24 protein-coding genes and 1 pseudogene are annotated in these 20596 nt (G+C 69.3%); 13 read left to right on the top strand and 12 right to left on the bottom strand.

The annotated features are described in order from the left end of the window. Window positions 1-145: 145 nt before the first annotated feature. The 3 genes from AC07N1_RS21885 to AC07N1_RS21875 all read right to left on the bottom strand — a co-directional run bounded on the left by AC07N1_RS21885 (window position 146) and on the right by AC07N1_RS21875 (window position 2909). On the bottom strand, window positions 146-1483 hold the full coding sequence (locus AC07N1_RS21885; protein WP_494673718.1) for an ATP-binding protein: 1338 nt from the start codon (window positions 1481-1483) through the stop codon (window positions 146-148). Window positions 1484-1719: 236 nt separating this feature from the next. After that, window positions 1720-2421 carry a response regulator gene (locus tag AC07N1_RS21880; protein ID WP_494673708.1) on the bottom strand — a complete coding sequence of 234 codons (702 nt, stop codon included), beginning with the start codon at window positions 2419-2421 and terminating at the stop codon, window positions 1720-1722. Next, window positions 2418-2909 (bottom strand): MarR family winged helix-turn-helix transcriptional regulator, encoded by a 492-nt coding sequence (locus AC07N1_RS21875; RefSeq protein WP_058349175.1) that lies wholly within the window; start codon window positions 2907-2909, stop codon window positions 2418-2420. Before AC07N1_RS21875 ends, AC07N1_RS21880 begins: the two co-directional genes overlap by 4 nt. 80 nt (window positions 2910-2989) lie before the next feature. Between AC07N1_RS21875 and AC07N1_RS21870 the strand changes: the two genes are divergently transcribed. After that, window positions 2990-3880 carry a branched-chain amino acid aminotransferase gene (locus AC07N1_RS21870; RefSeq protein WP_494673707.1) on the top strand — a complete coding sequence of 297 codons (891 nt, stop codon included), beginning with the start codon at window positions 2990-2992 and terminating at the stop codon, window positions 3878-3880. Between the two features lie 182 nt (window positions 3881-4062). Here AC07N1_RS21870 and AC07N1_RS21865 read toward each other — a convergent pair whose 3' ends face one another. The 8 genes and pseudogenes from AC07N1_RS21865 to AC07N1_RS21830 all read right to left on the bottom strand — a co-directional run bounded on the left by AC07N1_RS21865 (window position 4063) and on the right by AC07N1_RS21830 (window position 8884). Further along, window positions 4063-4719, bottom strand: coding sequence for a class I SAM-dependent methyltransferase (locus AC07N1_RS21865; RefSeq protein WP_494673706.1), 657 nt, complete (start codon window positions 4717-4719; stop codon window positions 4063-4065). A gap of 133 nt (window positions 4720-4852) precedes the next feature. Next, window positions 4853-5914, bottom strand: a complete 1062-nt coding sequence (locus AC07N1_RS21860) for a tetratricopeptide repeat protein (protein WP_494673705.1) — start codon at window positions 5912-5914, stop codon at window positions 4853-4855. A gap of 139 nt (window positions 5915-6053) precedes the next feature. Further along, window positions 6054-6470, bottom strand: a complete 417-nt coding sequence (locus AC07N1_RS21855; protein ID WP_494673704.1) for a DUF4870 family protein — start codon at window positions 6468-6470, stop codon at window positions 6054-6056. Between the two features lie 4 nt (window positions 6471-6474). After that, a complete protein-coding gene (locus AC07N1_RS21850) occupies window positions 6475-6843 on the bottom strand; it encodes a DUF4870 family protein (RefSeq protein WP_494601253.1) in 369 nt (122 codons plus the stop codon). 129 nt (window positions 6844-6972) lie between these two features. Further along, a pseudogene (locus AC07N1_RS21845) lies at window positions 6973-7080 on the bottom strand (hypothetical protein); the annotation flags it as partial. Between the two features lie 48 nt (window positions 7081-7128). Next, window positions 7129-7683, bottom strand: coding sequence for a hypothetical protein (locus AC07N1_RS21840; protein ID WP_494673703.1), 555 nt, complete (start codon window positions 7681-7683; stop codon window positions 7129-7131). Beyond that, the gene (gene folB / locus AC07N1_RS21835) at window positions 7680-8096 is read right to left on the bottom strand and encodes a dihydroneopterin aldolase (protein ID WP_494673702.1); all 417 of its coding nucleotides are present in this window, start codon (window positions 8094-8096) and stop codon (window positions 7680-7682) included. Before folB ends, AC07N1_RS21840 begins: the two co-directional genes overlap by 4 nt. An 11-nt stretch (window positions 8097-8107) precedes the next feature. Further along, a complete protein-coding gene (locus tag AC07N1_RS21830) occupies window positions 8108-8884 on the bottom strand; it encodes an SDR family oxidoreductase (protein WP_494673701.1) in 777 nt (258 codons plus the stop codon). Between the two features lie 240 nt (window positions 8885-9124). Here AC07N1_RS21830 and AC07N1_RS21825 point away from each other — a divergent pair, with 240 nt between their 5' ends. The 10 genes from AC07N1_RS21825 to AC07N1_RS21780 all read left to right on the top strand — a co-directional run bounded on the left by AC07N1_RS21825 (window position 9125) and on the right by AC07N1_RS21780 (window position 16111). Next, on the top strand, window positions 9125-9406 hold the full coding sequence (locus AC07N1_RS21825) for a BrnT family toxin (RefSeq protein WP_494673700.1): 282 nt from the start codon (window positions 9125-9127) through the stop codon (window positions 9404-9406). Next, window positions 9357-9638, top strand: coding sequence for a BrnA antitoxin family protein (locus AC07N1_RS21820; RefSeq protein ID WP_494673699.1), 282 nt, complete (start codon window positions 9357-9359; stop codon window positions 9636-9638). The genes AC07N1_RS21825 and AC07N1_RS21820 overlap by 50 nt, the downstream gene beginning before the upstream one ends. A 384-nt stretch (window positions 9639-10022) precedes the next feature. Further along, window positions 10023-10430, top strand: coding sequence for a GreA/GreB family elongation factor (locus AC07N1_RS21815; protein WP_494673698.1), 408 nt, complete (start codon window positions 10023-10025; stop codon window positions 10428-10430). A gap of 19 nt (window positions 10431-10449) precedes the next feature. Further along, the gene (locus tag AC07N1_RS21810; protein ID WP_494673697.1) at window positions 10450-11052 is read left to right on the top strand and encodes a hypothetical protein; all 603 of its coding nucleotides are present in this window, start codon (window positions 10450-10452) and stop codon (window positions 11050-11052) included. 432 nt (window positions 11053-11484) lie between these two features. Further along, entirely contained in the window at window positions 11485-11955 is a 471-nt protein-coding gene (locus AC07N1_RS21805) for an NUDIX domain-containing protein (protein ID WP_494673696.1), read from the top strand. 345 nt (window positions 11956-12300) lie between these two features. Further along, window positions 12301-13401: a redox-regulated ATPase YchF gene (gene ychF / locus AC07N1_RS21800; protein ID WP_487290445.1), complete on the top strand. Its 1101-nt coding sequence runs from the start codon at window positions 12301-12303 to the stop codon at window positions 13399-13401. A 182-nt stretch (window positions 13402-13583) separates the two neighbouring features. Further along, the gene (locus tag AC07N1_RS21795) at window positions 13584-14162 is read left to right on the top strand and encodes a hypothetical protein (RefSeq protein ID WP_494673695.1); all 579 of its coding nucleotides are present in this window, start codon (window positions 13584-13586) and stop codon (window positions 14160-14162) included. Further along, window positions 14159-14671 carry a hypothetical protein gene (locus AC07N1_RS21790; RefSeq protein WP_494673694.1) on the top strand — a complete coding sequence of 171 codons (513 nt, stop codon included), beginning with the start codon at window positions 14159-14161 and terminating at the stop codon, window positions 14669-14671. The genes AC07N1_RS21795 and AC07N1_RS21790 overlap by 4 nt, the downstream gene beginning before the upstream one ends. Before the next feature lie 55 nt (window positions 14672-14726). Next, window positions 14727-15425 carry a dienelactone hydrolase family protein gene (locus AC07N1_RS21785; RefSeq protein WP_494673693.1) on the top strand — a complete coding sequence of 233 codons (699 nt, stop codon included), beginning with the start codon at window positions 14727-14729 and terminating at the stop codon, window positions 15423-15425. Beyond that, a complete protein-coding gene (locus AC07N1_RS21780; RefSeq protein WP_494673692.1) occupies window positions 15422-16111 on the top strand; it encodes a dienelactone hydrolase family protein in 690 nt (229 codons plus the stop codon). The genes AC07N1_RS21785 and AC07N1_RS21780 overlap by 4 nt, the downstream gene beginning before the upstream one ends. 75 nt (window positions 16112-16186) lie before the next feature. On the opposite strand, the gene AC07N1_RS21775 is transcribed toward AC07N1_RS21780, so the two are convergent. After that, window positions 16187-17266: a hypothetical protein gene (locus tag AC07N1_RS21775; RefSeq protein ID WP_494673691.1), complete on the bottom strand. Its 1080-nt coding sequence runs from the start codon at window positions 17264-17266 to the stop codon at window positions 16187-16189. Between the two features lie 133 nt (window positions 17267-17399). Between AC07N1_RS21775 and AC07N1_RS21770 the strand changes: the two genes are divergently transcribed. Together AC07N1_RS21770 and AC07N1_RS21765 are read left to right on the top strand one after the other, a co-directional pair. Beyond that, a complete protein-coding gene (locus tag AC07N1_RS21770) occupies window positions 17400-18491 on the top strand; it encodes a hypothetical protein (RefSeq protein WP_494673690.1) in 1092 nt (363 codons plus the stop codon). Then, entirely contained in the window at window positions 18469-20535 is a 2067-nt protein-coding gene (locus tag AC07N1_RS21765; RefSeq protein ID WP_494673689.1) for a KAP family P-loop NTPase fold protein, read from the top strand. The genes AC07N1_RS21770 and AC07N1_RS21765 overlap by 23 nt, the downstream gene beginning before the upstream one ends. Window positions 20536-20596 lie beyond the last annotated feature (61 nt).

Below are 20596 nucleotides of genomic sequence, written 5' to 3'. Positions count from 1 at the left end.
CGGGGACCCAAGCTGACTTTCAGGATGAGGCGCGTCTGCGGGCGATCCGCGGATTCGGCTTGGGTCCCCGCCTTCGCGGGGATGCTCGGTGAAGAGGGTCCCGATGGCGCCAGGACCACGCGAGGCCCCGGAAGTCCGATCCACCCTACCCCGGCAGGCGCATCACCGCCCGCAGGCCGCCCATCGGCGAGCGCTCCAGGACGAGGTCGCCGCCCAGACCGCGGGCCATGTCGCGGGCCAGGGCCAGGCCGAGACCGACGCCCTTCTCGTTCTGGTTCCGCGACTCGTCGAGGCGGTTGAAGGGCTTGAAGGCCTCTTCGTAGCGGTCCTCGGGGATGCCGGGACCGTCGTCGTCGACCATGATCAGCACCCCGCCGGTCAGGCGCGGCTCCAGGGTGACGCGGACGGCCTCGCCGTGGGCGGCGGCATTGTCGACTAGGTTGGTCAGGGCGCGCTTGAAGGCGCTGGGGCGCAGGTTGGCGGTCAGGCCCTGCTCCAGCACCGTTTCGACGCTGGCCCCGCCGCGCTCGGCCCCGGCGCAGACCCCGGCGATCAGCGGCGCCAGCTCCACCGCCTGAAGCGCCTCGCCGCCCTCCCCGCGCGCGAAGGCCAGGTACTCGTCGATCATGTGCTCCATTTCGGAGAGATCGCGCTTGATAGCCTCGACCTGCGGGCCGGGCTCGGCCAGGGCCATCTCCAGCTTCAGGCGGGTGAGCGGGGTGCGCAGGTCGTGGCTGACGCTGGCCAGCAGGGCGGTGCGCTGCTCGATGTGGCGCTGGATGCGGGCCTTCATGGCCAGGAAGGCCTGGGCCGCCTGGCGCACCTCGCGCGCGCCGTGCGGCTTGAACTCGTGGTCGGCCCCGCGCCCGAAGGCGTCGGCGGCGTCGGCCAGGCGCTCGATGGCCCGCACCTGGTTGCGGATGAAGAGGATGGCGATGGCGGTCAGCAGCATCGTCGCCACCACCATCCACAGGATGAAGATGTGGCCTTGCGTGGCGAAGGCGCGGTCGCGGGGGGCGAAGATCCGCAGCGTGCCTTCGGCCACCTTGACCCGGATCTCGACGTGGGCGGCGTAGCGGTTGGAGGCGTCGAACCAGAACGGCTCGTCCAGGCGCTCGGCCAGGGCGCGCTGCATCGAGCGGTCGAGCGAGGCGAACATCGCCGGCCGCCGCCCGGTGGGCAGCTCGCGCCCCTTCAGCAGGGCGATCGACAGGTCCATGGTGTCCTCGGCCCGCTGGGCCATGCGGGCCACCGCGGCGGGGCTGGGATCATCCTGGTAGGTGGCCACGGCCCAGGCGATGTCGCCGGCCAGGCCCTCGGACAGGCGGCTGTTCACCGTCTCCCAGTGGGCGTCGAAGAAGCCCCAGGTGACGGCGATCTGCATCACGGCCACGGGCAGGACGATGATCAGCAGTGACCGGCCGAACAGCGAGGTCGGCAGCCAGCGCTTGATCTGGCGCGGAATGAACAGGCGGGTGCGCAGACGCAACTACTCCTCCCCCGTGCAACGGGGGAGGTGGCGCGCTGCGGATACGCAGCGTGACGGAGGGGACGACCGCCGCTGCCCCGCCCAGTCTCGCCCCCTCCACCACTTCGTGGTCCCCCTCCCCCGCAAGCGGGGGAGGAGAAGCGAAGCGGACGGGTTTGAGAGACCCCTCATCCGTCGGCTTTCGCCGACACCTTCTCCCGCAAGGGGAGAAGGATTTTGATGCGTAGCCATCAATCCGGCGCCAGCCGATAGCCCACCCCGCGCACGGTCTGCAGGTAGCGGGGGTTCTTCGGGTCGGGTTCGATCTTGCGGCGCAGGCGGGTGACCTGGACGTCGACCGCGCGGCCGGTGGCGTCGGCGGTGTCGCGGGCCAGTTCCAGGCGGTCGACGGGTTCGTGCAGGGCGCGGGCGAGGCGGCGCAGCAGGGAGACCTCGGCCTCGGTCAGGCGCACCGGCACGCCGGCCCTCGTCAGCTCGCCCCGGTCGGGGGCGAAGGCGCAGTCGCCCATGACGATCTCGCGCGGGCCGATCGGCTTGGGCGCGGCCCGGCGCAGGATCGACTCGATGCGCAGCAGCAGTTCCTGCGGCTCGAACGGCTTGGCCAGGTAGTCGTCGGCGCCGTGCGTCAGGCCCTCGATGCGGTCGCCGGTCTGGTCGCGGGCGGTCAGCATCAGGATCGGAACCTTGCCGACCTCGCCGCCCTTGGCCCGCAGGCGCTTGGTGAACGAGAAGCCGTCCTCGCCGGGCATCATCACGTCGAGCACCAGCAGGTCGAAGTCCATCACCGCCACCAGCCGGTCGGCGTGAGCGGCGTCGGCCGCCGCACTGACCCTGAAGCCGGCGCGACTGAGGAACTGCTTGAGCAGGTCGCGGATGCGGTCGTCGTCGTCGACCACCAGCAGGTGGCGCTCGCGTCTTTCCTCGGGGCTCACAGGGCCTCCCTCCGATTGACGCCGACGCCCTGGCGAGGGCCGGCCAGGGCCGCCAGGATCCGCCGCGCGCCGGGCACGCCATCGAGCCCGCCGGTGCGATAAGCACGGCCGAGCAAGGCCCGCAGGCGTTCGCTGACCCGGGCCTCGAAGGCCTTGCCGGCCTCGGTCAGCACGGCGGGCCGGCGGCGGGCGTCGAGATCGCCGGCGGCCTTCTCGGCCAGGCCCAGCTTCTGCAGGTCGGACAGGGTCTTGCTGGCGGCCTGTTTCGACAGGCTGGTCAGCTTGGAAAGGTCCTGCACGCCGATGCCGGGGCGGCGGCGCAGCAGGAAGGCCGCGCGCCAGTGCGAGCGCCCCAGGCCCGGCCCTTCGGTCTCCAGCACCCCATCGACAGCCGCCCACAGCGCCGCCTCGGCCAGGAGAATCAACTCCAGGCCGCCATCGAGTTCCTCCTCGCGCAGGATCAGCCGGGGATCGGCGTGCGGGGTCATGCGGGCGCGTCCATTTTGTTTGACCTTCCGGCTCCTCGGGCGTCTAAGGACCGGGTTCCAAATAAGGAGGTCTTGGACCGATGTCTCTCGTTCCCTTCGATGATCGCGACGGATGGATCTGGCTGGACGGCCAGTTCGTTCCCTGGCGCGAGGCGAAGGTGCACGTATTGACGCACGGCCTGCACTACGCCTCGTCGGTGTTCGAGGGCGAGCGCATGTACGGCGGCGAGATCTTCAAGCTGACCGAGCATACCGAGCGCCTGTTCAAGTCGGCCGAAATCCTCGACTTCGAGATCCCCTACACGGTGGAGCAGATCGACGAGGCCTGCAAGGCGACGGCCGCCAAGAACGGCCTGTCGGACTGCTATGTGCGCCCGATCGCCTGGCGCGGCAGCGAGATGATCGGCGTCTCGGCGCAGCAGACCAAGATCCACGTGGCCATCGCCGTGTGGGATTGGCCCAGCTATTTCGACCCGGCGCTGAAGGCCAAGGGCATCCGCCTGACCTGGGCCAAGTACAACCGCCCGGACCCGAAGACGGCCCCCGTCGCGGCCAAGGCCGCCGGCCTCTACATGATCTGCACCATCTCCAAGCACGCCGCGGAGAAGGACGGCTATACCGACGCGATGATGCTGGACTACCGCGGCTACGTGGCCGAGGCGACCGGCGCCAACGTGTTCTTCGTCAAGGACGGCGTGCTGCACACGCCCAAGCCCGACTGCTTCCTGGACGGCATCACCCGCCGCACGGTGATCGACATCGCCAAGGGCAAGGGGATCGAGGTGGTCGAGCGCCACATCGAGAAGGAAGAGCTGGCCGGCTTCACCGAGTGCTTCATCGTCGGCACCGCCGCCGAGGTGACCCCGGTCGCCGAGATCGGCGAGTTCACCTTCACGCCCGGCAAGCTGTCGCTGAGCCTGATGGACGCCTATGCGGCGCTGGTGCGGCGCGAGGAAGTCGTGCCCGCGTAAGGCGCCGGGCTGCGGCTATCGAGATTGAAGACCCCGGGGCGGTGACGCACCGGGGTTTTTCTTTGGCCGGGGAAGACCCCCTCAGTCGCTCCGCGACAGCTCCCCCAGAGGGGGAGCATCTGTCTTGCTAGATCCTCCCCCTCTGGGGGAGGTGGCCCGGAGGGCCGCAGGGGGACCTCCCCTCAGTCCGGCTTCACCGTCGCCACCAGCCAGCCGCCGCCCCACGGGGTGTTGACCACCGCCTCGTCGAGGACCTCGCCCAGGGTCTTGAGCCGCCGCCACAGGCGCAGGGGCTTGAGCGACAGCCACATGGTCAGGCCCACCGCCCCGCCGGGGGCCAGGCTGGCGCGGTAGTGCTCGATCAGCGGCTCGACGTCGCCCAGGTGCTCGATGCACTCGGAGAACACCACCACGTCGAAGGTCTCGTCGGTGCGGAAGTCGCGGCCGTCGCCGAGCAGCAGCTCGACCCGGCCGGTGTCGATCTCGGCGGCCAGCCGCATGCGGCCCTTGGCCACCGCCGGGGCGGCGAAGTCGACGCCGACATAGCGGGCGGGACCGTGGGCGCGCAGGGCCTCGTAGAACACGCCCTCGCCCGCCCCGATCTCCAGCACCCGGGCCTTGGGCCAGCGGTCGGCGATCATGGCGGCCAGCAGGCGGTGATGGTGGCGCTGGTCGGAGCGGTGCAGCCGGTCGTAGACGCCGTCGCGATATTCCTGGTCCCAGCGCTCGACCGGGGCGGCGCGGAAGGCCTCTCCCTTGCGCTTCTCCATCAGGTCGCCGACCCACGGACGGTCGAGCGAGGCCATCTCTATGAAACGGCGCCAGCGGATGTACGGCATGGGTCCCTCCTACACGGAGGAAACATCCCCCACCGGAAAAGAGACGTCGCCGCGTGCGTCGCGCCGCAAGGGAAAGTGGAATCGGCGCGGCCAAGCTCAATCGACGGGCGCCGGGCGCCTGTTCGGCAGCCCGTTACCCCGCGACCCGCGCCTCGATCTCGGCCAGGCGGGCGCGGGTGGCGGCTAGGTCCAGCCCGAAACGGGCCGGATCGGCGGCGGCGAGGCGGGCGGTGACGTCGTAGCTCTCGCGATAGAGATCGAGCGCCCGCATGCGGTGGCCGCGGTCCTCGCGCAGGTCGGCCAGGCGCTCCAGCGCCACCGACAGCGCCCGCTGCGCGCCGGGGTCGGCGGCTTCGCGGCCGCCGGCCGAGCGACGCAGGGCCAGGGCCTCCTCGAAGGCCGACAGGGCCTCGTTCAGGCGGCCCTCGGACTCGGCCACGTCGCCGATCCCGGCCAGGGCCCCGGCCAAAAGTTCGTCCGCCGACGGATCGCCCGGCGCGGCCTTGCGGACGGACCGGGCGTAGGAGACGGATTCCTCATAGGCCTCGGCGGCGTCGTCGTGACGCCCCTGGCCGGCGGCGAAGTCGCCCAGGTCGCGATGGGCGACGGCGCGCTCGCGGTCGGTGCGGGCGACGCGGACCATCCGGGCCAGCACGCGGGCGGCCGGGTTCCAGGATTCGGCGGCGGTGAGGGCCAAAAGCTCGGCGCGTAGGGTCTCGAAGTCCGCCTCGGCCGGCGGCAGGGCGACCGGCGCCGGCTGGACGACGGGCGCGGCGATCGGCTCGGGCGCGAAGACCGGTTGCGGGAAGGCTTCCGCGACAGGCTCGGGCGCGACGGGTTCAGGTGCGACGGGCGCGGGCGCTTCGGCGACGACCGGCTCGGCCAGGACCACCGGCGTCGCGACGGGCTCGCCAAGGTCCAGCACGGCCGGACCGGCCGAGGAGCGCCCGCCCCCACGGGCGCTCCTCTTGGTCCGCGACTCGGTGCGGCTCGCACCTTTTCGCGGAGTTAGGGCGGCGACGAGAAGGATCCCCCCTATCGTCATCGCCGCCCAACCGGCGAACGGCCGGTGCGGCTCGAACGGGCCGAGATCCCAGTCCGCGGCCCACGTCCCCAGCGCGCCCAGACCAGAAATCACGTATCCCGACGTCGTCAGGATCAGCCCCAAGATGATCCCTACGATGCGAGCCAGCATGTCGCCCCCTCCACGACGTCCGTCCGCCAGGGGCGGAAAGTCATAGGAGCGGGGGCCGCCCGTCGAGCCTGCTCGCCTCTCAGGGGAACAGCGATAACCTGTACGACGCCCGTGCAGGCGCCCACGGCGCAGTCTGCCTCTAAATCAGCCACGCGCGCGGGCGGGGATAGGCCTCGCCGCGCACGAGATAGGCGATGCCGGCGATGCAGCGGACCACGAACCACAGGCTGATCGCCGACAGGATCGCCACCCCCGCGATCAGCATCGGCACGCCGATCAGCACCAGCGACAGCGGAATGCCGAACAGCACCAGGACCGCGCCGATCAGGAACCAGGCGATCGACAGCCAGAAGGTGCGGATCGCGAAGGTGTAGTGGCTCTCGTTGATCGGCCCCGCCGTCCCGCGCTGCACATAGGCGACGATCAGGCCGATGAAGAAGGTCAGGCCGTTGGTGAAGCCCAGCAGGTAGAGGCCGTAGACCACGGCCGGCAGGATCTTGTCCTCGGCGTGGCGCTCCGCGCCCGGATCGAGGTCGGCCTGGATGAAGTCGCTCATCGGCTCACAGCATCCAGTTGCGCGGCGTGGGATAGGCCTGGCCCTTCAGCAGCCACGACAGGCCGACGGCGGCGCGCACCGTCACCCAGATGCCGACGGCCACCAGGATCAGGGCGCCGACGCCGATGATCAGGGTCAGGACGCCGATCACCGCGAACAGCAGCGACAGCCAGAAGGTGCGGATGGAGAAGACGTAGTGGCTCTGCAGCCATTCCGGCGCCGAGCCCTTGGAGACATAGGCCAGCACCAGGCCGACGATCGGCGAGAAGCCCGTCACCCAGCCGGCCAGGTAGCAGGCGTAGACGACGATCGCCATGGTCTTGTCGTCCTGCAGCGCGGGCGGGACGGTCTGGTCTTGCACGGGATCGGTCACGGGCGTCCTTCGTTGAAAAGCGATGTTTTCCCGATGCTCGCCAAAAACGCGCGGCGATGCAAATGAAGGTTCGGAGAGGTGACCTGGGATGAGGCGAGAGCCACGATCTCGGTTGATCAAATCAGTTCGTCATCCCGGGCGAAGGGCCGCGCAGCGGACCGCAGACCCGGGGCCCAGGGGCCACTGCACTGCGGCGGCCCCTGGGTCCCGGCTCTCCGCTTCGCTGCGGCCAGGATGACGATGAATATTTGCGGCGGATAAGAAGAGTCCGCCGCGCTTGCCTTCCTAAGGCAACCACCGCGTCGGCAGGTCGTGGGGGTCCAGCGTCTCGCCCCTGGGCAGCCAGGGAACCGCGGCGAACAGCAGCAGCAGCAGGAAGGCCATGCGGGCGGCGACGTCGATGGCCATGCCGCGCATCGAGGACGACACGGCCAGCAGCAGCAGGGCGAGCGTGCCGATCGCCAGCAGGCCGGCGACCAGGGTCGTCGCGTCGGCCAGCTTGAAGCCGGCGGTCTCGAAGCGGGCGCGGGGCGCAAGGTCGGCGCCGACGGCGGCGAGCGCGCGGGCCAGCAGCGAGAAGCTCTCCAGCCGGTCGTCGAAGCGGCCGGGGCCGCGCCAGCTCTGCGAAGCGATCGCCACCCTGCGGCGGCCGAAGCTCAACATCAGGGCGCGCCTGCGACCGCCGCCGCGCGGCATGGCCAGGCGGTAGCGGGTCAGGTCTTCCAGGTCGAAGCGGCGTTCGCGGCCGCCGCGCCGTTCCACCAGCGTCCCGCCCTCCAGGCTCCAGGCCGTCTCGGGCTGGAACGGGGCGAGGCGAGCCGTATGGAGCAGGTCGCTCACCCCCGGACGGCGGTGATCTCGACGCCGGCGGCGGCGGCGTGCGGGGCCAGGGCCAGGGGCTTTTCCACCCGCACCCGGGCGCGGGTGACGCGATGGTCGTCGAAACAGGCCTGGGCCAGGCGCTCGGCGAAGGTCTCGACCAGGTCGATATGGCCGGCGGCGGCGATGTCCTGGGCGGCGTTGCGGATGGTCTCGTAGTTCACCGTGTCGCCCAGCTGCTCGCAGTGCACGGCGGCGACGTCGAGCTCGACGTCGATGACCAGCGGCTGCACGCGGCCGTGCTCGTGGTCGTAGACGCCGATCTCGGCGTCGACCTTGAGGCCGCGCACGAAGACCTTGGTGACAATGACCTTGACCACGGGGGCCGGGGCGGAGGCCGCGAACGGCTTGTCGGAGAGGGGGGAGACGGACACGGCGGAGGCTTTCAGGAACCGAGGACGTCGGGCGTGCGCCAGGCCAGGTGCTGGCCGCCATCGACCGCGATCATCTGGCCCGTGACCGACGGCGCGTCAATGAGATAGCGCATGGCGGCGGCCAGTTCGGCCGGATCGACGGCCGCGCCGAGGGGGGTTGCGGCGGCCTCGGCCTCGAACTCGCCGGGGGCCTGGTGCACCGAGGCCAGCACCGGTCCCGGGCCGATCGCATTGACCCGGACGGCCGGCGCCAGGGCCTGGGCCAGGGTCTGGGTCGCCCACCACAGGCCGGCTTTCGAGACGGTGTAGCTGAAGAACTGCGGGTTGGGTTTCAGCACCCGCTGGTCGACCAGATTGACCACCAGGCCCCTGGTTTCCGCCGGCAATGCGCCCGCGAAGGCCTGGGCCAGCAGCACCGGGGCGCGCAGGTTGGCGTCCATGTGGCGGTTCCAGCCGTCGGCGGTGACGGCGCCGATGCGGTCGTCCTCGAAGGTCGAGGCGGAATTGACCAGCAGGGTCAGGGGGCCGATCGCCGCGCTCGCCGCGCCGACCAGGGCCGCGCCGACGTCCGGATCGGCAAGCTCGCCCCGCACGGCGACGGCCCGGCGGCCCAGGGCGGCGATCTCGGCCACGACCTCGTCGGCCTCGTCCCGCGTCGAGCGGTAGTGCACCGCCACGTCATACCCCGCCCGCGCCGCCTCCAGCGCCAGAACCCGCCCGATCCTGCGCCCCGCGCCGGTGACCAGCGCGCCGCCGCGAGGGGATGGGGAGGAGGTGGTGGCGGGCATGCTGGGTCCTGACTGATGAGCGTTGCCGCCGTTCATAGCGGCTGGCGAGGCGACGGGCGACCTGTCGTTAGCGGCAGTAAGGACCGAATTATGGTAGCTACAATTATTTGACACTCCTTCTTTTTTGTAGTTACATAATTTTAGGCCAGTTGGCCGACTTCAGAAGCAGAGGCCACGTCATGCAAATCCATTGCTCGCCCAGTCCTCTGGGCCCTAGGTCACGCCATCTGGATCATCAAAATGGAACTGGAATGGGATGAGACGAAGCGCTCGCAAACCCTGACCCATCGTGGGCTGGATTTTTCCGATGCGAGCGTCGTGTTCGAAGGTCGGCACCTGACCATCGAGGACGATCGAGTTGATTATGGAGAGACCCGCTACCAGACGATCGGCCGGCTCGATGGCCGGATGGTCATGGTGGTCTGGATTCCACGCGGTCAGGCACGACGCATCGTTTCGATGAGAAAGTGCAATGACAGGGAACAACAACGATACGCGCCCAGTCTGGACGGATCCGGATGACGCGCCCGAATGGTCCGACGAGGTTCTCGACCGGGCCGAACTGAAGGACGGCGACCGTGTGCTGCGCCCCGCTTCCGGGACGCTGACCAGGCGCGGCCGCCCCAAGCTGGACGCTCCAAAGAAGCAGGTGACGCTGCGCCTGGATCAGGACGTCATCGACAAGCTTCGCGAAGACGGCCCCGGTTGGCAGAGCCGGGCCAATGATCTGCTGAGGAAGGCGGTCGGCGTCTGAGCCGGCCGCCCATCCGCAACGCCCCCGCCCCACCACCGCTCGAAAAGCCGGCGCCTGTTGATCGATTTGACAGCAGCGCTGCCGGGCCTATGATGCCTCTCGCCATGTATCGGATCGAATTGTTCAATCGCGACCAGCATCGGGCGGGCCACCTCATCGCAGGAGCCTAGTCCCGAGCCCCCATCGACGCCTAGACGTCGGGCTCGGGACGAAAATCAACGCGACATTCTCGTTGCGCAAGACTTCGAGCATCGATGTTCGAGGCTTCGCGATCTTGCGCCTTTCATCCGATTACTGCGTCGCGACCTGATCCGGGGCCGCGCCATGCGATGACGCATGGCCGCCGGGCGGGATGCGGCCGCGCGTCCGCAAAGGAGCGCCCACATGCCTGCGTCCATCCCCGCCCGCGAGCCCGAGGACCGCCCGCCGATCGCCGTCTGCGGCGAGGACTACGACCGCCTGGCCCTGCTGGTGGCCAGCGGCCCGCACGCCGCTCCGGGCCACGCCCTGCTGGCCGCCGAGCTGGAACGCGCCGCCCTGGTCGAGGGCGCGCCGGCCGCCGACCGCGTGCGGCTGGGCTCGCAGGCGACCTATCGCGACCTCGATCGGGGCCGCGTGCGCACGGTGGTCCTGGCCCTGCCCCACGCCGCCCATGACGAGGGGAGCGTGTCGGTCACCGCGCCGATCGGGGCGGCGCTGCTGGGCCTTGCGCCCGGCCAGCGCTTTTCGTGGACGCAGGCCGACGGCCGCGCGCGGACCATCGAGATCCTGGCGGTGCGCAATGACGCGTGACGCCCTTCCCCCCGATGTAATGCCCCCCGATATCAGGCCTCCCGATGTCGACGACCCCGGACCGTGCCCCAGCCCCGGCCAGGGACTGTCCACCGCCGCGGCGGCGGCGCTGATCGCGGCGGCCGACGTGGTCGAGGACGCCTGGACCCGCAGGCCCGCGCGCGAGGCGGTCGTGCGCCTGTCGCTGCACGCCGAGGAGCTGGCCAGCTCGCCCCTGGCCCGCGACCAGCTGCTCAGCCGCGCCCTGGAGCTGGCCGCCCAGGACCTGGAGGCCGGCCGCCGGCCGCTGGCCCACTGGCCGCTGTTCTTCGCCCGCGACCTGGCCCCGCCGACCGAGGCCCGCGAGGACGTGCGCGACTGGGTGCTGGCGCATACCGAGAAAGAGGGGGCGGACCCAATGCTGAGCGACGGCGAGGCCGTGGCCCAGGCGGTCGAGGCCCGCACGGTGCGCGAGCTGGGCGACGCCTTCGAGACGGCGCGCGGCCTCACCCGCCGCCTGCGCGTCGAGGCCTGGCTGCAGCTGGCGCTATGGGACGACCCCCGCATCCCGGCCAACGCCGAGACCCGCTGGCTGATGCGCGCGGGCGGCCGGCGGCTCATGGCGCGGCTGGGCGGGGATTGAACGGGGACGCCCCCCTTCGCCCGCCATTCCCGCCCTTGTGGCGGGAAACCCTCTATCAGCCGCAAGGGCAGGAGAGGCGGCGCGCCGAGCACGCCGCTTGCGCTTCACATGCGCGCTGAACCAGGGGTTCCCGCCACAAGGGCGGGAATGACGGGAAACTTGAGAGGCCTCGAGCCCCTCGGGCCTCAGTCGATGCGGCCGAACTCGAAGGCGTTCAGGCCGACGATGACGCCCAGGAAGATGGCGATGATCAGGATCGCGAGCATGGGCGTGTCTCCGCTTGTTGTTGTCTGTTTCCTCTCCGGCGGCTTTAGCGGCCAATGTTCGCCGGAGCAAGGGCCTGAGCCCTCGGCGCGCCGCGACCGCCGCGACCGCCGCGACCGCCGACAGTTTCGACTGCCACGCGCCCCCGAAACCCTCTAGCCTCGCGCCATGCTCTGGCGCCGCAAGGTCGAACCGTTCGCCCGCCCCTTCATCTTCGCCTGGTTCCGCTGGACCCGGGGCCTGACCCTGGGCGTGCGCGGCCTGGTCACCGACACCGAGGGCCGGGTGCTGATGATCCAGCACACCTACGTGCCCGGCTGGTACCTGCCCGGCGGCGGGGTGGAGAGAGGCGAGACGGCCGAGACCGCCCTGGCTCGCGAGCTGCAGGAGGAGGCCGGCGTGCGGGTGCTGGGCCGGCCGACCCTGCTGTCGGTGCACAGCAACGAGCCGCGCCACCCGGGCGACCACGTGCTGCTCTACCGCGTCCACGCCTGGGAGCCCTGCGAGGCCTCGGCCCAGGGCGAGATTCACGAGATCGCCTGGCGGCGCCCCGATGACCTGCCCGACGACGTCACCGCCGCCACCCGCCAGCGCATCGCCGAGGCGCTGCATGGGGCGGAGATCGATCCGATGTGGTGACCGCCTGCGACGGCGATCGCGGCCGCCTGGACGGGTCGTTGCGCTCGGGCGCGGCGGAGGCGCGGCTGAGGCTGGCGTTTTGGGAAGAGTCTCGCCCGCCTTTTCTCCCGTCATTCCCGCCCTTGTGGCGGGAAACCCTGGTTCCGCTTGCAGGTGAGATGCAAGCGGCGTGCTGAGCACGCCGCCACTACTGCCCTTGCGGTTGACAGAGGGGTTCCCGCCACAAGGGCGGGAATGACGGGAGTAGAGGGAGATAGAGGGGATGGAGGGGGCGACCGACGCCGCACCGCGACTTCCCGTCCGATCCGTGCTAAGCGCCCGGCCAACGAAATTCACGAGAGTTCCATGGCCCTGAAAGTCGCCATCGTCGGCCTGCCCAACGTCGGCAAGTCCACCCTGTTCAACGCCCTGACCCAGACGGCGTCGGCCCAGGCCGCCAACTATCCGTTCTGCACGATCGAGCCCAACACCGGCGAGGTCGCCGTGCCGGAGCCGCGCCTGGACGCCCTGGCCAAGATCGCCGGCTCCAAGGAAATCATCCCGGCCCGGATCACCTTCGTCGACATCGCCGGCCTGGTGCGCGGCGCGTCCAAGGGCGAGGGCCTGGGCAACCAGTTCCTGGCCAACATCCGCGACTGCGACGCCGTGGCCTTCGTGGCGCGCTGCTTCGAGGACGGCGACATCGTCCACGTGGAAGGCCGCATCGACCCGCTGAGCGACCTCGAGATCATCGAGATGGAGCTGATGCTGGCCGACCTGGAGAGCCTGGAAAAGCGCGTTCCCGCCCTGGAGAAGCGCGCCAAGGTCGGCGCCGACAAGGAAAGCGCCAACACCCTGCGCCTGGCCAATGTCGCTCTGGCCCTCCTGCGCGAAGGCCGCCCGGCCCGCGCCGCCAAGATCGACGCCGACGACGAAAAAGCCTGGCACATGCTGCAGCTCTTGACCTCGCTGCCGGCGCTCTATGTCTGCAACGTCGACGAGGGCAGCGCCGACAAGGGCAACAAGTACAGCGACCTGGTGACCGAACGCGCCGCCAAGGACAACGCCAAGAGCGTGGTCATCTCGGCCCAGATCGAGAGCGAGATCGCCCTGCTCGACGCCGAGGAGCGCGCCGAGTTCCTGGAGACCCTGGGCCTGGAGGAGCCGGGCCTCAACCGCCTGATCCGCGAGGCCTACAAGCTCTTGGACCTGCAGACCTACTTCACGGTCGGCCCCAAGGAAGCCCGCGCCTGGACCATCCATGTCGGCGACACCGGCCCGCAGGCGGCCGGCGTCATCCACACCGACTTCGAGAAGGGCTACATCCGCGCCGAGACCATCGCCTTCGACGACTTCGTCAAGCTGGGCGGCGAAAACGGGGCCAAGGAAGCCGGCAAGATGCGGGCCGAAGGCAAGGACTACGTCGTCAAGGACGGCGACGTGATGCACTTCCGCTTCAACGTCTGATCACGGGCTTGAAATGAGACCTCGCCTGGCCGAGCCTGCCCGCATCGCGTGGGAGCTTGGTCAGGCGTGAGATCGTGGATTGCCGGGGGCGCGCGGGCGCTCGTCCCGACCTTTTCGACCCATCCCGAGATGGAAGAGGTCTGGAGGCTGGTGCGCGACGGCGCGGCGGTGAGGATCACGCCATGAGCCAGGCGGTCGACACCGCCTCCGTCGTCGTCCGCCCCGATCTGCGGCGCCTCGCAGCCATGCACGCCGCGGCCGCGCTGATCCTGGTCGCCTTCGCCGGGGTGGCGGCCTGGTCGCAGGCGCTCGACGCCCATGCGATCTGGTCCTGGCGGGCCTGGCTCTCGCAGGTGTGGTCGTGGCCGATCTCGGCGACGGCGTGGGTCTCGCTGGCGCCCCTGGCGATCGCCGCCGTCGTGATCGGACGGACGCCCTTCGCCCTGCGCGACAAGACCCCCCGCCTGATCGTCGCCTTCGACGGGATCCGCTGGCGCGAGGGTCGCGACGGGCCGCTCTACTTCCTGCCCTGGACGCGGATCGCCTCGGCCTCGGTTCAGTCTTACGGCGAGGACGGCGAGGCCCTGCGCCTGATCCTGGGGATGCCGGCGGCGGGGGAACGGAGCGCTCCCGACTGGCCCATATCGGCGCCCGTCGACATCGATCTCGACAATCTCGACATCGCGACCCGCGACCTGAAGGCGGAGATCCACCGGCGCGCGGCCCACCTCTTCCCTCAAGCCTCGGAGCGTACGCGATGAGCCAGGCCGTCGCGGTTCCGCGCCTGCCGCTGGTGGTGCGGCCCTCGCGGCTGAAGCCCTGGCTAGGCCTGGGCGCCATGACGGTCTTCGTCGTGATCGCCTACCTGGTCAGCTCGCCCAGCCTGAAGCCGGCCGCCCTGCTGTGCGGCGGGGCGGCCCTGGCGATCGGGGCGGCGCTCAACCTCCTGAAGCTGCTGGACCGGCGCCCCCGGCTGGTGCTCGACCGCGACGGCCTGCAGTGGCGGACGAGCCTCGGCAAGCCCCTGCGCCACACGCCCTTGAGCCGGCTGCGCGGCGTCGGCTACCGCTCCGATCCCCGCCATCACGACGCCGGCTGGCTGGAGCTGGACATCGCCGGTCCCGAAGACGCGCAAGGCGGCGAGCAGCCCGGCGAGCGGGCCTCGATCCACATCAGCGGCCAGAACGCCTGGGGCGAGGACCTGCCCGACATCGTCCGGGCGCTGGCCCCGCATGTCTCGCTGATCGACTTCGACGACCGAGCGCCTTGACCGGAGGGGCGGCGCGGGTCTGGATGCGCCCGCTGAACCGAGCCGGGAGCCGCCCATGTCCGACACCATCACCCTGACCTCCGCCGTCGACGGCTTCGCGTTCTCCGCCCTGCACGCCGCGCCGCAAGGGCCGCGCAAGGGCGGGGTCGTGGTGATCCAGGAGATCTTCGGCATCGACCAGTACGTCCAGGCCGACGTCGCGCGCTGGGCCGCGCGCGGCTACGAGGCGATCGCGCCGTCGCTGTTCGACCGCGTCACCCCGGGCTACGTCGCCGAGCACGATCCGGAGGGCTTCCAGACCGGGATCGCCGCCGTCGGCCAGGTGGGCTTCCCCGCCATGCTGTCGGACATCCAGGCCAGCATCGACGCCCTAAAGGACAAGGGCCCGGTGTTCGCCGTCGGCTACTGCATGGGCGGCTCGCTGGTGTGGGTGGCGGCCTCGAAGCTGGAAGGCCTGGCCGCAGGCTCCAGCTATTACGGCAGCCAGGTGGGGGCAAACGCGGCCCTGCCGCTGAACTGTCCGGTGATCGTCCACCTGGGGGCCAAGGACGGCCACATCGACGCCGAGGCCGTCAAGGCGGCCGTGTGGACATCGCATCCTGACGTGCCGGTCTACGTCTATGAGAACAGCGGCCACGGCTTCAACAACGACGGCCGCCCCGACAGCGACCTTTCCGACGCCGAACTGGCCCGCGAGCGGACCGTGGCGCTGTTCGAAGCGGCCTCGGCTTCCTTTGGCGGAGCCGGCGCGTGACCACCGCCGGTCAGCGCATCGCCCTGGCCGACCGCGAAGGCGGCCCGTTCAGCGCCTGGCGCGTGCCGCCGGGCGAGGCGCGGCGCGGGGGCGTCGTGGTGCTGCACGCCATCTGGGGCGTCACCCCGCACATCCGCGAGTTCAGCGAAAGCCTGGCCGAGCACGGCTATGAGGTGATCGCCCCCGACCTGCTGGACGCCGCCGACGCCGCCTGGCCGGAACTCAACACCGAGCCGGCCATCCTCGACGACCGCATGGCTCTCGGCGAACAGGCAGCCTGGGGCGCGGCCTGCCTGCCGCGCGTGCAGACGGCGATCGACGCCCTGGAGGGCGGGCCGGTGTTCGTCGTCGGCTTCTGCTTCGGCGGCACCACCGCCTGGCTGGCGGCCACGCGGGCGAGCGGGGTCACGGCGGTCTCGGCCTTCTACGGCGGCGACATCGTCAGGTACCGCGACGAGACGCCGAAGGTCCCGACCATCCTGCACTTCGGCAAGACCGACGCGATGATCCCCCTGGCCGACGTCGAGGCCATCGCCGGGGCGCATCCCGATTTGCCGATCTTCCAGTACGAGGCCGGCCACGCCTTCGTGGCCCCCAGCGGCCACCACGCCGACAGCGCCCGGCTGTCGATGCTGCGCACCCTGCAGCTCTTCCAGCGCTCGGGCGGGAGCAAGGGGGAAGCCTGACGGCGGGCCAGGCCTCCCCCTCTCCCGGACGCGCGCCCCCACGCGCGTCGACGAGCTCGTTGCGAACAGCGCCGGTCAGGCCGGCGACAGCTCCGCGATCACCGGCGGTTCCTCGCCCTGCTCCGCCGCTCGCATGTCTCCGTCCTTGGAGGTGAGGTCGCGGACCTGGATCCTGGTCTCCACCGGATTGACGCCGGTGAAGACGCCCGCCACCTCGAATGCGCGCGACTCCACGCCCGGCCCCCGCCCGTGGAACAACAGGCGAGCCCTGAACGGCGCCTGCACCCGCGCGTGGCGGACCAGCGCCTGGTAGCTGTAGACCCGGCCGGGCGGCACATGGACCGCGACCTCGACCCGCTCCTCCGACACCGTCCGATGCGGATCCGGATCGTCCAGCGGCGTCGGCGCCATCTCGCGCTCGACGCAGTCCCCCTGGTCGGTGAGCACCACGCCGATCGAGACCTCGTCTTCATGGATCGTCACGCCGGACAGGCGCTCGCGATCGGCCGGGTCCAGCCTGCAGCCGCGCTCGGAGACGCAGGTGCGGGCAAGGGCGATGCGCTTCTCCAGCGGTTCCGCGCCGGCGCGATTGTCGACGATCAGCGCCGCGTCCGCCGGGGTCGGCGGCAGGTGATCGGCCACGGCCCGGTCGAGGTCGTAGAGGACGTGCTGCAGCTTGACCGCGCCGGCCTCGGTCGGCAGCAGCCAGCACTCCTGGGGCGCGCCGTTGTCCCAGCGACGCACGCCGATCCGGCCCGTCTTGTCGCTGCTAAGGACGTTGAGCTTGTATTCCCAGTCCATCTGGCTGTTGAGGCAGGTCCAGAAGCCCAGGGTCTCGGCCCGCCAGCGCTGGGCGAGATCCGGCTGGCCGTGCGGCGCGGCGAAGACCGGCGCCTCGGGACCGTCGATGGCCACGTCCAAGCCGCTCGGCCCGACGCGCCGGACCTTGCAGGTCAGGGCCAGGCCGCTGGCGACGTGGCGCAGCAGGGCGCCGCCGCGCCGGTCGCGCTCGGCGACCCAGCGCTGGCCGGGCGCGCCCAGCAGCGGCGCCAGAACCAGCTTGCCCGCCTTGTCCAGCGACAGCGCCAGGCTGGTGCGGTCGAGACTGGAGACGATGAAGAACGGCTCGTCCGGAAACAGGATTTCCTGGGCCATGGCGCGCGCGCTCCCGATCAACCCCGAAGGGCGGGTTTAGCAATACCCGTAAAATCTGTAAGTGGCCGCGACCCAAAATGGGTATTACTCCGGCCAGCTCCCCCGTTCAGCCCCTCTCCCAGTTCAGCGTCAGATGTCCGCTTCCCCGCCCGCGACCGCCGCCGTCCTGCCGCTCGACGACCACCGCTTCTGGGCGGTCGCCCGCGCCAGCCTCGACTACGTGCGCGACACGGTCGAGATCACCCGCGGCGACCACGAGCTGCTCGACGCCCTGATCCTGACCGCCGCGCTGGACGCCAACATGACCCCGGTCAAGCGCGCGCCCGACCTGCGCCAGGCCTATGGCGGCCCCAATGTCTCGGCCCCCGACGACCTGCGCCGGCCGGTCAGCGTCAACGCCGTGGCCCAGTCGCTGAACCTGCCGTTCGAGACCGTGCGCCGGCGCGCCCGCAAGCTGGCCAAGGCCGGGCTGTGCGTGATCGGCCCCCAGGGCATGGTCGCGCCCCACAGCCTGACCAGCTCGCCGTCCTACGTCGCCGACCAGCGGGCCCGCTACGACCGGGCCCGGCGGTTCTACGAGACGCTGAAGGCCCTGGGCGCCCTGCCCGCCTTCGAGCCCGCCCCGCCTTCCGCCCCGCCTGGAACCGAACCGCCGGTGCGCGCCGCCAACTGGGCGCTGTCGGAATACACCCTGCGCGCCTGCGCCGACCTGATCGCCCTGACCGGCGACGTCGTGACCAGCCGCGTGCTGATGGAACTGGCGCTGGCCGGCGCCCGCCCCGCCGACGGGACCATCACCGCCTGCCTCGACCCGGCCGGCGGCCTCGCCCGCCTGGGCCGCCCCACCCGCGTCGCCGCCCTCGCGGCCGCCCTCAACCTGCCGAGAGAAACCGTCCGCCGCCGCGTGGCCGAACTGGAGACGCTGGGCTTCTGCCGCCGCGAAGCCGGCGGGGTGGCCGCGGCCCTGCCGGCGGCGATGGCGCCGCGGGTGGTCGAGCTGGCCCGGACCAACGCCGGCAACGTGCAGCGGCTGTTCGCCAGCCTGGCGCGGGCGGGGGTGCTGGCGGATTGGGAGGGGAGAGGGCGTTCGCCTCAAATAGACATTCGAAGTGCTGAAGCTCAGCGCCTTCCAACGTCGATGCGACTAGCTTACGCCGCAAGCTTAGCTTTAGAAATTCGAAGCGCCAGGGAGCGACTTCGACATGATCCTACCAGCCCACGGTGAACGCCCTATCACGGGCAACAATGAAGACGCTCTTGATCGTTCACGCTTCGTCGAACGGATCGTCGACGCCCTGATAGATAGTGATGCGCGCGCCGCGCGGGGCGTGGTTCTTGGGGTCACCGGTCCCTGGGGAAGCGGCAAATCTTCGGTCTTGAACCTCGTCGATGAAGAGATCAGGCGCCGCAACCCGGGTGCTCTCATCATCCGCTTCGACCCCTGGATCATTTCCGGGCAACAGGATCTCATCCTGTCATTTCTGCGGGAAGCGGTTCGCACAGTGGCGGCGGAGCAGCGCAATGCCAAAGCCGCACGGAAGCTTATCGGCGCGCTACGGAAATATGCGCAACACCTCTCACCGATCGTCGATTTGGCTCACAAGGGCGCCGGCGGCGCCGTTAGGGGCTTTTTCGAAAGCCTGGGCCTTTTGGTGGAAGGCGATCTGAGCCTGCCTGGGCAGCGCAAAGAACTCGAACGGTTGATTGCGGAGGTGAAGGTTCCCGTCGTCGCGCTGATCGACGAACTTGATCGGGTCGAGGACAGCGAGGTCCGCGCGGTGGCCCAGTTGGTGCGCGCCGTGGGCGATTTCAAACAGATCAGTTACGTGCTGGCATACGACCCAAAGCGGGTCGCGCGAGCGCTCGGTACAGGCAACCAGGAAGAGGAGCGCCAAACTCACGGCCGCGCCTATCTGGAGAAGATTGTTCAGCTTCCATTGGCCCTTCCAGCCACGTTGCCTGAAGAGTTACGCGCTCTAATGGATGCCGAACTCGCCGCAATTTCAGCCGCGCTTGGCTGGGATAACTGCATCACACAACACGAGCGTTATGAGATCATAGCCGAGGCGATCACACCAAACCTGGCCTCAACGCCGAGAGACGTCAAACGCCTAGCCCAAATCTTTCATCCGCTTGTCGCGATGGTGAACAATGAAGTCGATGCTTTGGACGTTCTGGGCTTCGCGGCCCTAATGACCAAAGCTCCCCAGACAGTAGAACGCCTTCGGGAAAACCCGGAAGCCATCGTCGATGACCCCTTAACCTACCAAGAGGCAATGCGCCGGCTAGGCCACGCCGCCCAAGGCGCAGAACAGTCTCAGACAGTAATCGTGGAAGCTAAAGCAGAGGCGATTGCCCATCGATTGTTTCCAGCTCTAGCTGGTCAAAAGCACTCGATCGAACGCCATCCAAACGCCGTCAGCCGTCGCCGCGGCTTCTCCGTGATAACGCGTCTGGGACTTACACCAGGATCAGTCTCTAACGACGAGGCCGCCGCTCTGCTGGCGGCAGGCACCGAAGAAGTAACAGACACTCTAAGCGAAGCACTTCAGAATGATACGATCGCTCCCTTGCTCGATCGTTTGGCGGACATTTATCCAAAATATCTCCATCTAGACGATATCGGTTTCTGGAAAGGAGCCGCAAAGCTTTTGAACAATGAGGACGCCCCTCAGCAGGAGCGATTTGGTCGTTTCGACCACGTCGCATCAAGCCTAACGTCTATGCTCGACACTGCAATCGCGCGGCGTCCAGACCAAGCGGCCAAGGGACACCACATCGTAAACGCCCTAGGGCTGAACGAACTCGCGCTGATACCAATATGGGTCTACCGGCATATCATCGTGCACGGCTTAGAGCCGAATGGGTACGTCGACACACCGAAAGGGGGCTCGTTCTTCTTATCAGCGCAAGAAACTGCTTCATTATCCAATAACCTTGCCGGTCGCTGGCGAGAATTACAGTTAGAAAATAAATTTGTCGCACGATTAAATAGCGGCCATCCGCTTTATATAATGATCAATCTCAATCTCTGGGATTCCAAATGCCGACAACATCTACAGGCCCATCTCCACGAGTCCGTACCGATTCTATCCATGCTACTATTTCCACAAGGCTCTATGGTTGGGTACGAATTCATAGAGAAACTTTGCGGTCTAGATAATTTTATTTCTCAGGCCCAATGGATCTTGGAACGTGACGAACTCGGAGAGCCCGAGCAAATTGCTACAGAAGAGGCGTTAAGGTGGCTTCGTCGAGGAATACCATAAGGCGCTCCAGCCCCACACGACCAGGACCCTCGCCTAAAGTGCTTATCTCGAAACTTTGCGG

This window comes from Caulobacter sp. GW821-FHT09B11 (assembly GCF_059418205.1).
This window is presented reverse-complemented; position numbering and strand designations above follow the sequence as displayed.

What these genes read in the sequence shown, in the direction of transcription:
- AC07N1_RS21775 (WP_494673691.1), bottom strand. Translation starts at nt 17,266, where the DNA reads ATGGCCCAGGAAATCCTGTTTCCGGACGAGCCGTTCTTCATCGTCTCC.
- AC07N1_RS21870 (WP_494673707.1), top strand. Translation starts at nt 2,990, where the DNA reads ATGTCTCTCGTTCCCTTCGATGATCGCGACGGATGGATCTGGCTGGAC.
- AC07N1_RS21815 (WP_494673698.1), top strand. Translation starts at nt 10,023, where the DNA reads ATGCCTGCGTCCATCCCCGCCCGCGAGCCCGAGGACCGCCCGCCGATC.
- AC07N1_RS21790 (WP_494673694.1), top strand. Translation starts at nt 14,159, where the DNA reads ATGAGCCAGGCCGTCGCGGTTCCGCGCCTGCCGCTGGTGGTGCGGCCC.
- AC07N1_RS21785 (WP_494673693.1), top strand. Translation starts at nt 14,727, where the DNA reads ATGTCCGACACCATCACCCTGACCTCCGCCGTCGACGGCTTCGCGTTC.
- AC07N1_RS21765 (WP_494673689.1), top strand. Translation starts at nt 18,469, where the DNA reads ATGATCCTACCAGCCCACGGTGAACGCCCTATCACGGGCAACAATGAA.
- AC07N1_RS21795 (WP_494673695.1), top strand. Translation starts at nt 13,584, where the DNA reads ATGAGCCAGGCGGTCGACACCGCCTCCGTCGTCGTCCGCCCCGATCTG.
- AC07N1_RS21855 (WP_494673704.1), bottom strand. Translation starts at nt 6,470, where the DNA reads ATGAGCGACTTCATCCAGGCCGACCTCGATCCGGGCGCGGAGCGCCAC.
- AC07N1_RS21770 (WP_494673690.1), top strand. Translation starts at nt 17,400, where the DNA reads ATGTCCGCTTCCCCGCCCGCGACCGCCGCCGTCCTGCCGCTCGACGAC.
- ychF (WP_487290445.1), top strand. Translation starts at nt 12,301, where the DNA reads ATGGCCCTGAAAGTCGCCATCGTCGGCCTGCCCAACGTCGGCAAGTCC.
- AC07N1_RS21810 (WP_494673697.1), top strand. Translation starts at nt 10,450, where the DNA reads ATGCCCCCCGATATCAGGCCTCCCGATGTCGACGACCCCGGACCGTGC.
- AC07N1_RS21865 (WP_494673706.1), bottom strand. Translation starts at nt 4,719, where the DNA reads ATGCCGTACATCCGCTGGCGCCGTTTCATAGAGATGGCCTCGCTCGAC.
- AC07N1_RS21805 (WP_494673696.1), top strand. Translation starts at nt 11,485, where the DNA reads ATGCTCTGGCGCCGCAAGGTCGAACCGTTCGCCCGCCCCTTCATCTTC.
- AC07N1_RS21875 (WP_058349175.1), bottom strand. Translation starts at nt 2,909, where the DNA reads ATGACCCCGCACGCCGATCCCCGGCTGATCCTGCGCGAGGAGGAACTC.
- AC07N1_RS21825 (WP_494673700.1), top strand. Translation starts at nt 9,125, where the DNA reads ATGGAACTGGAATGGGATGAGACGAAGCGCTCGCAAACCCTGACCCAT.
- AC07N1_RS21830 (WP_494673701.1), bottom strand. Translation starts at nt 8,884, where the DNA reads ATGCCCGCCACCACCTCCTCCCCATCCCCTCGCGGCGGCGCGCTGGTC.
- AC07N1_RS21820 (WP_494673699.1), top strand. Translation starts at nt 9,357, where the DNA reads ATGACAGGGAACAACAACGATACGCGCCCAGTCTGGACGGATCCGGAT.
- AC07N1_RS21860 (WP_494673705.1), bottom strand. Translation starts at nt 5,914, where the DNA reads ATGCTGGCTCGCATCGTAGGGATCATCTTGGGGCTGATCCTGACGACG.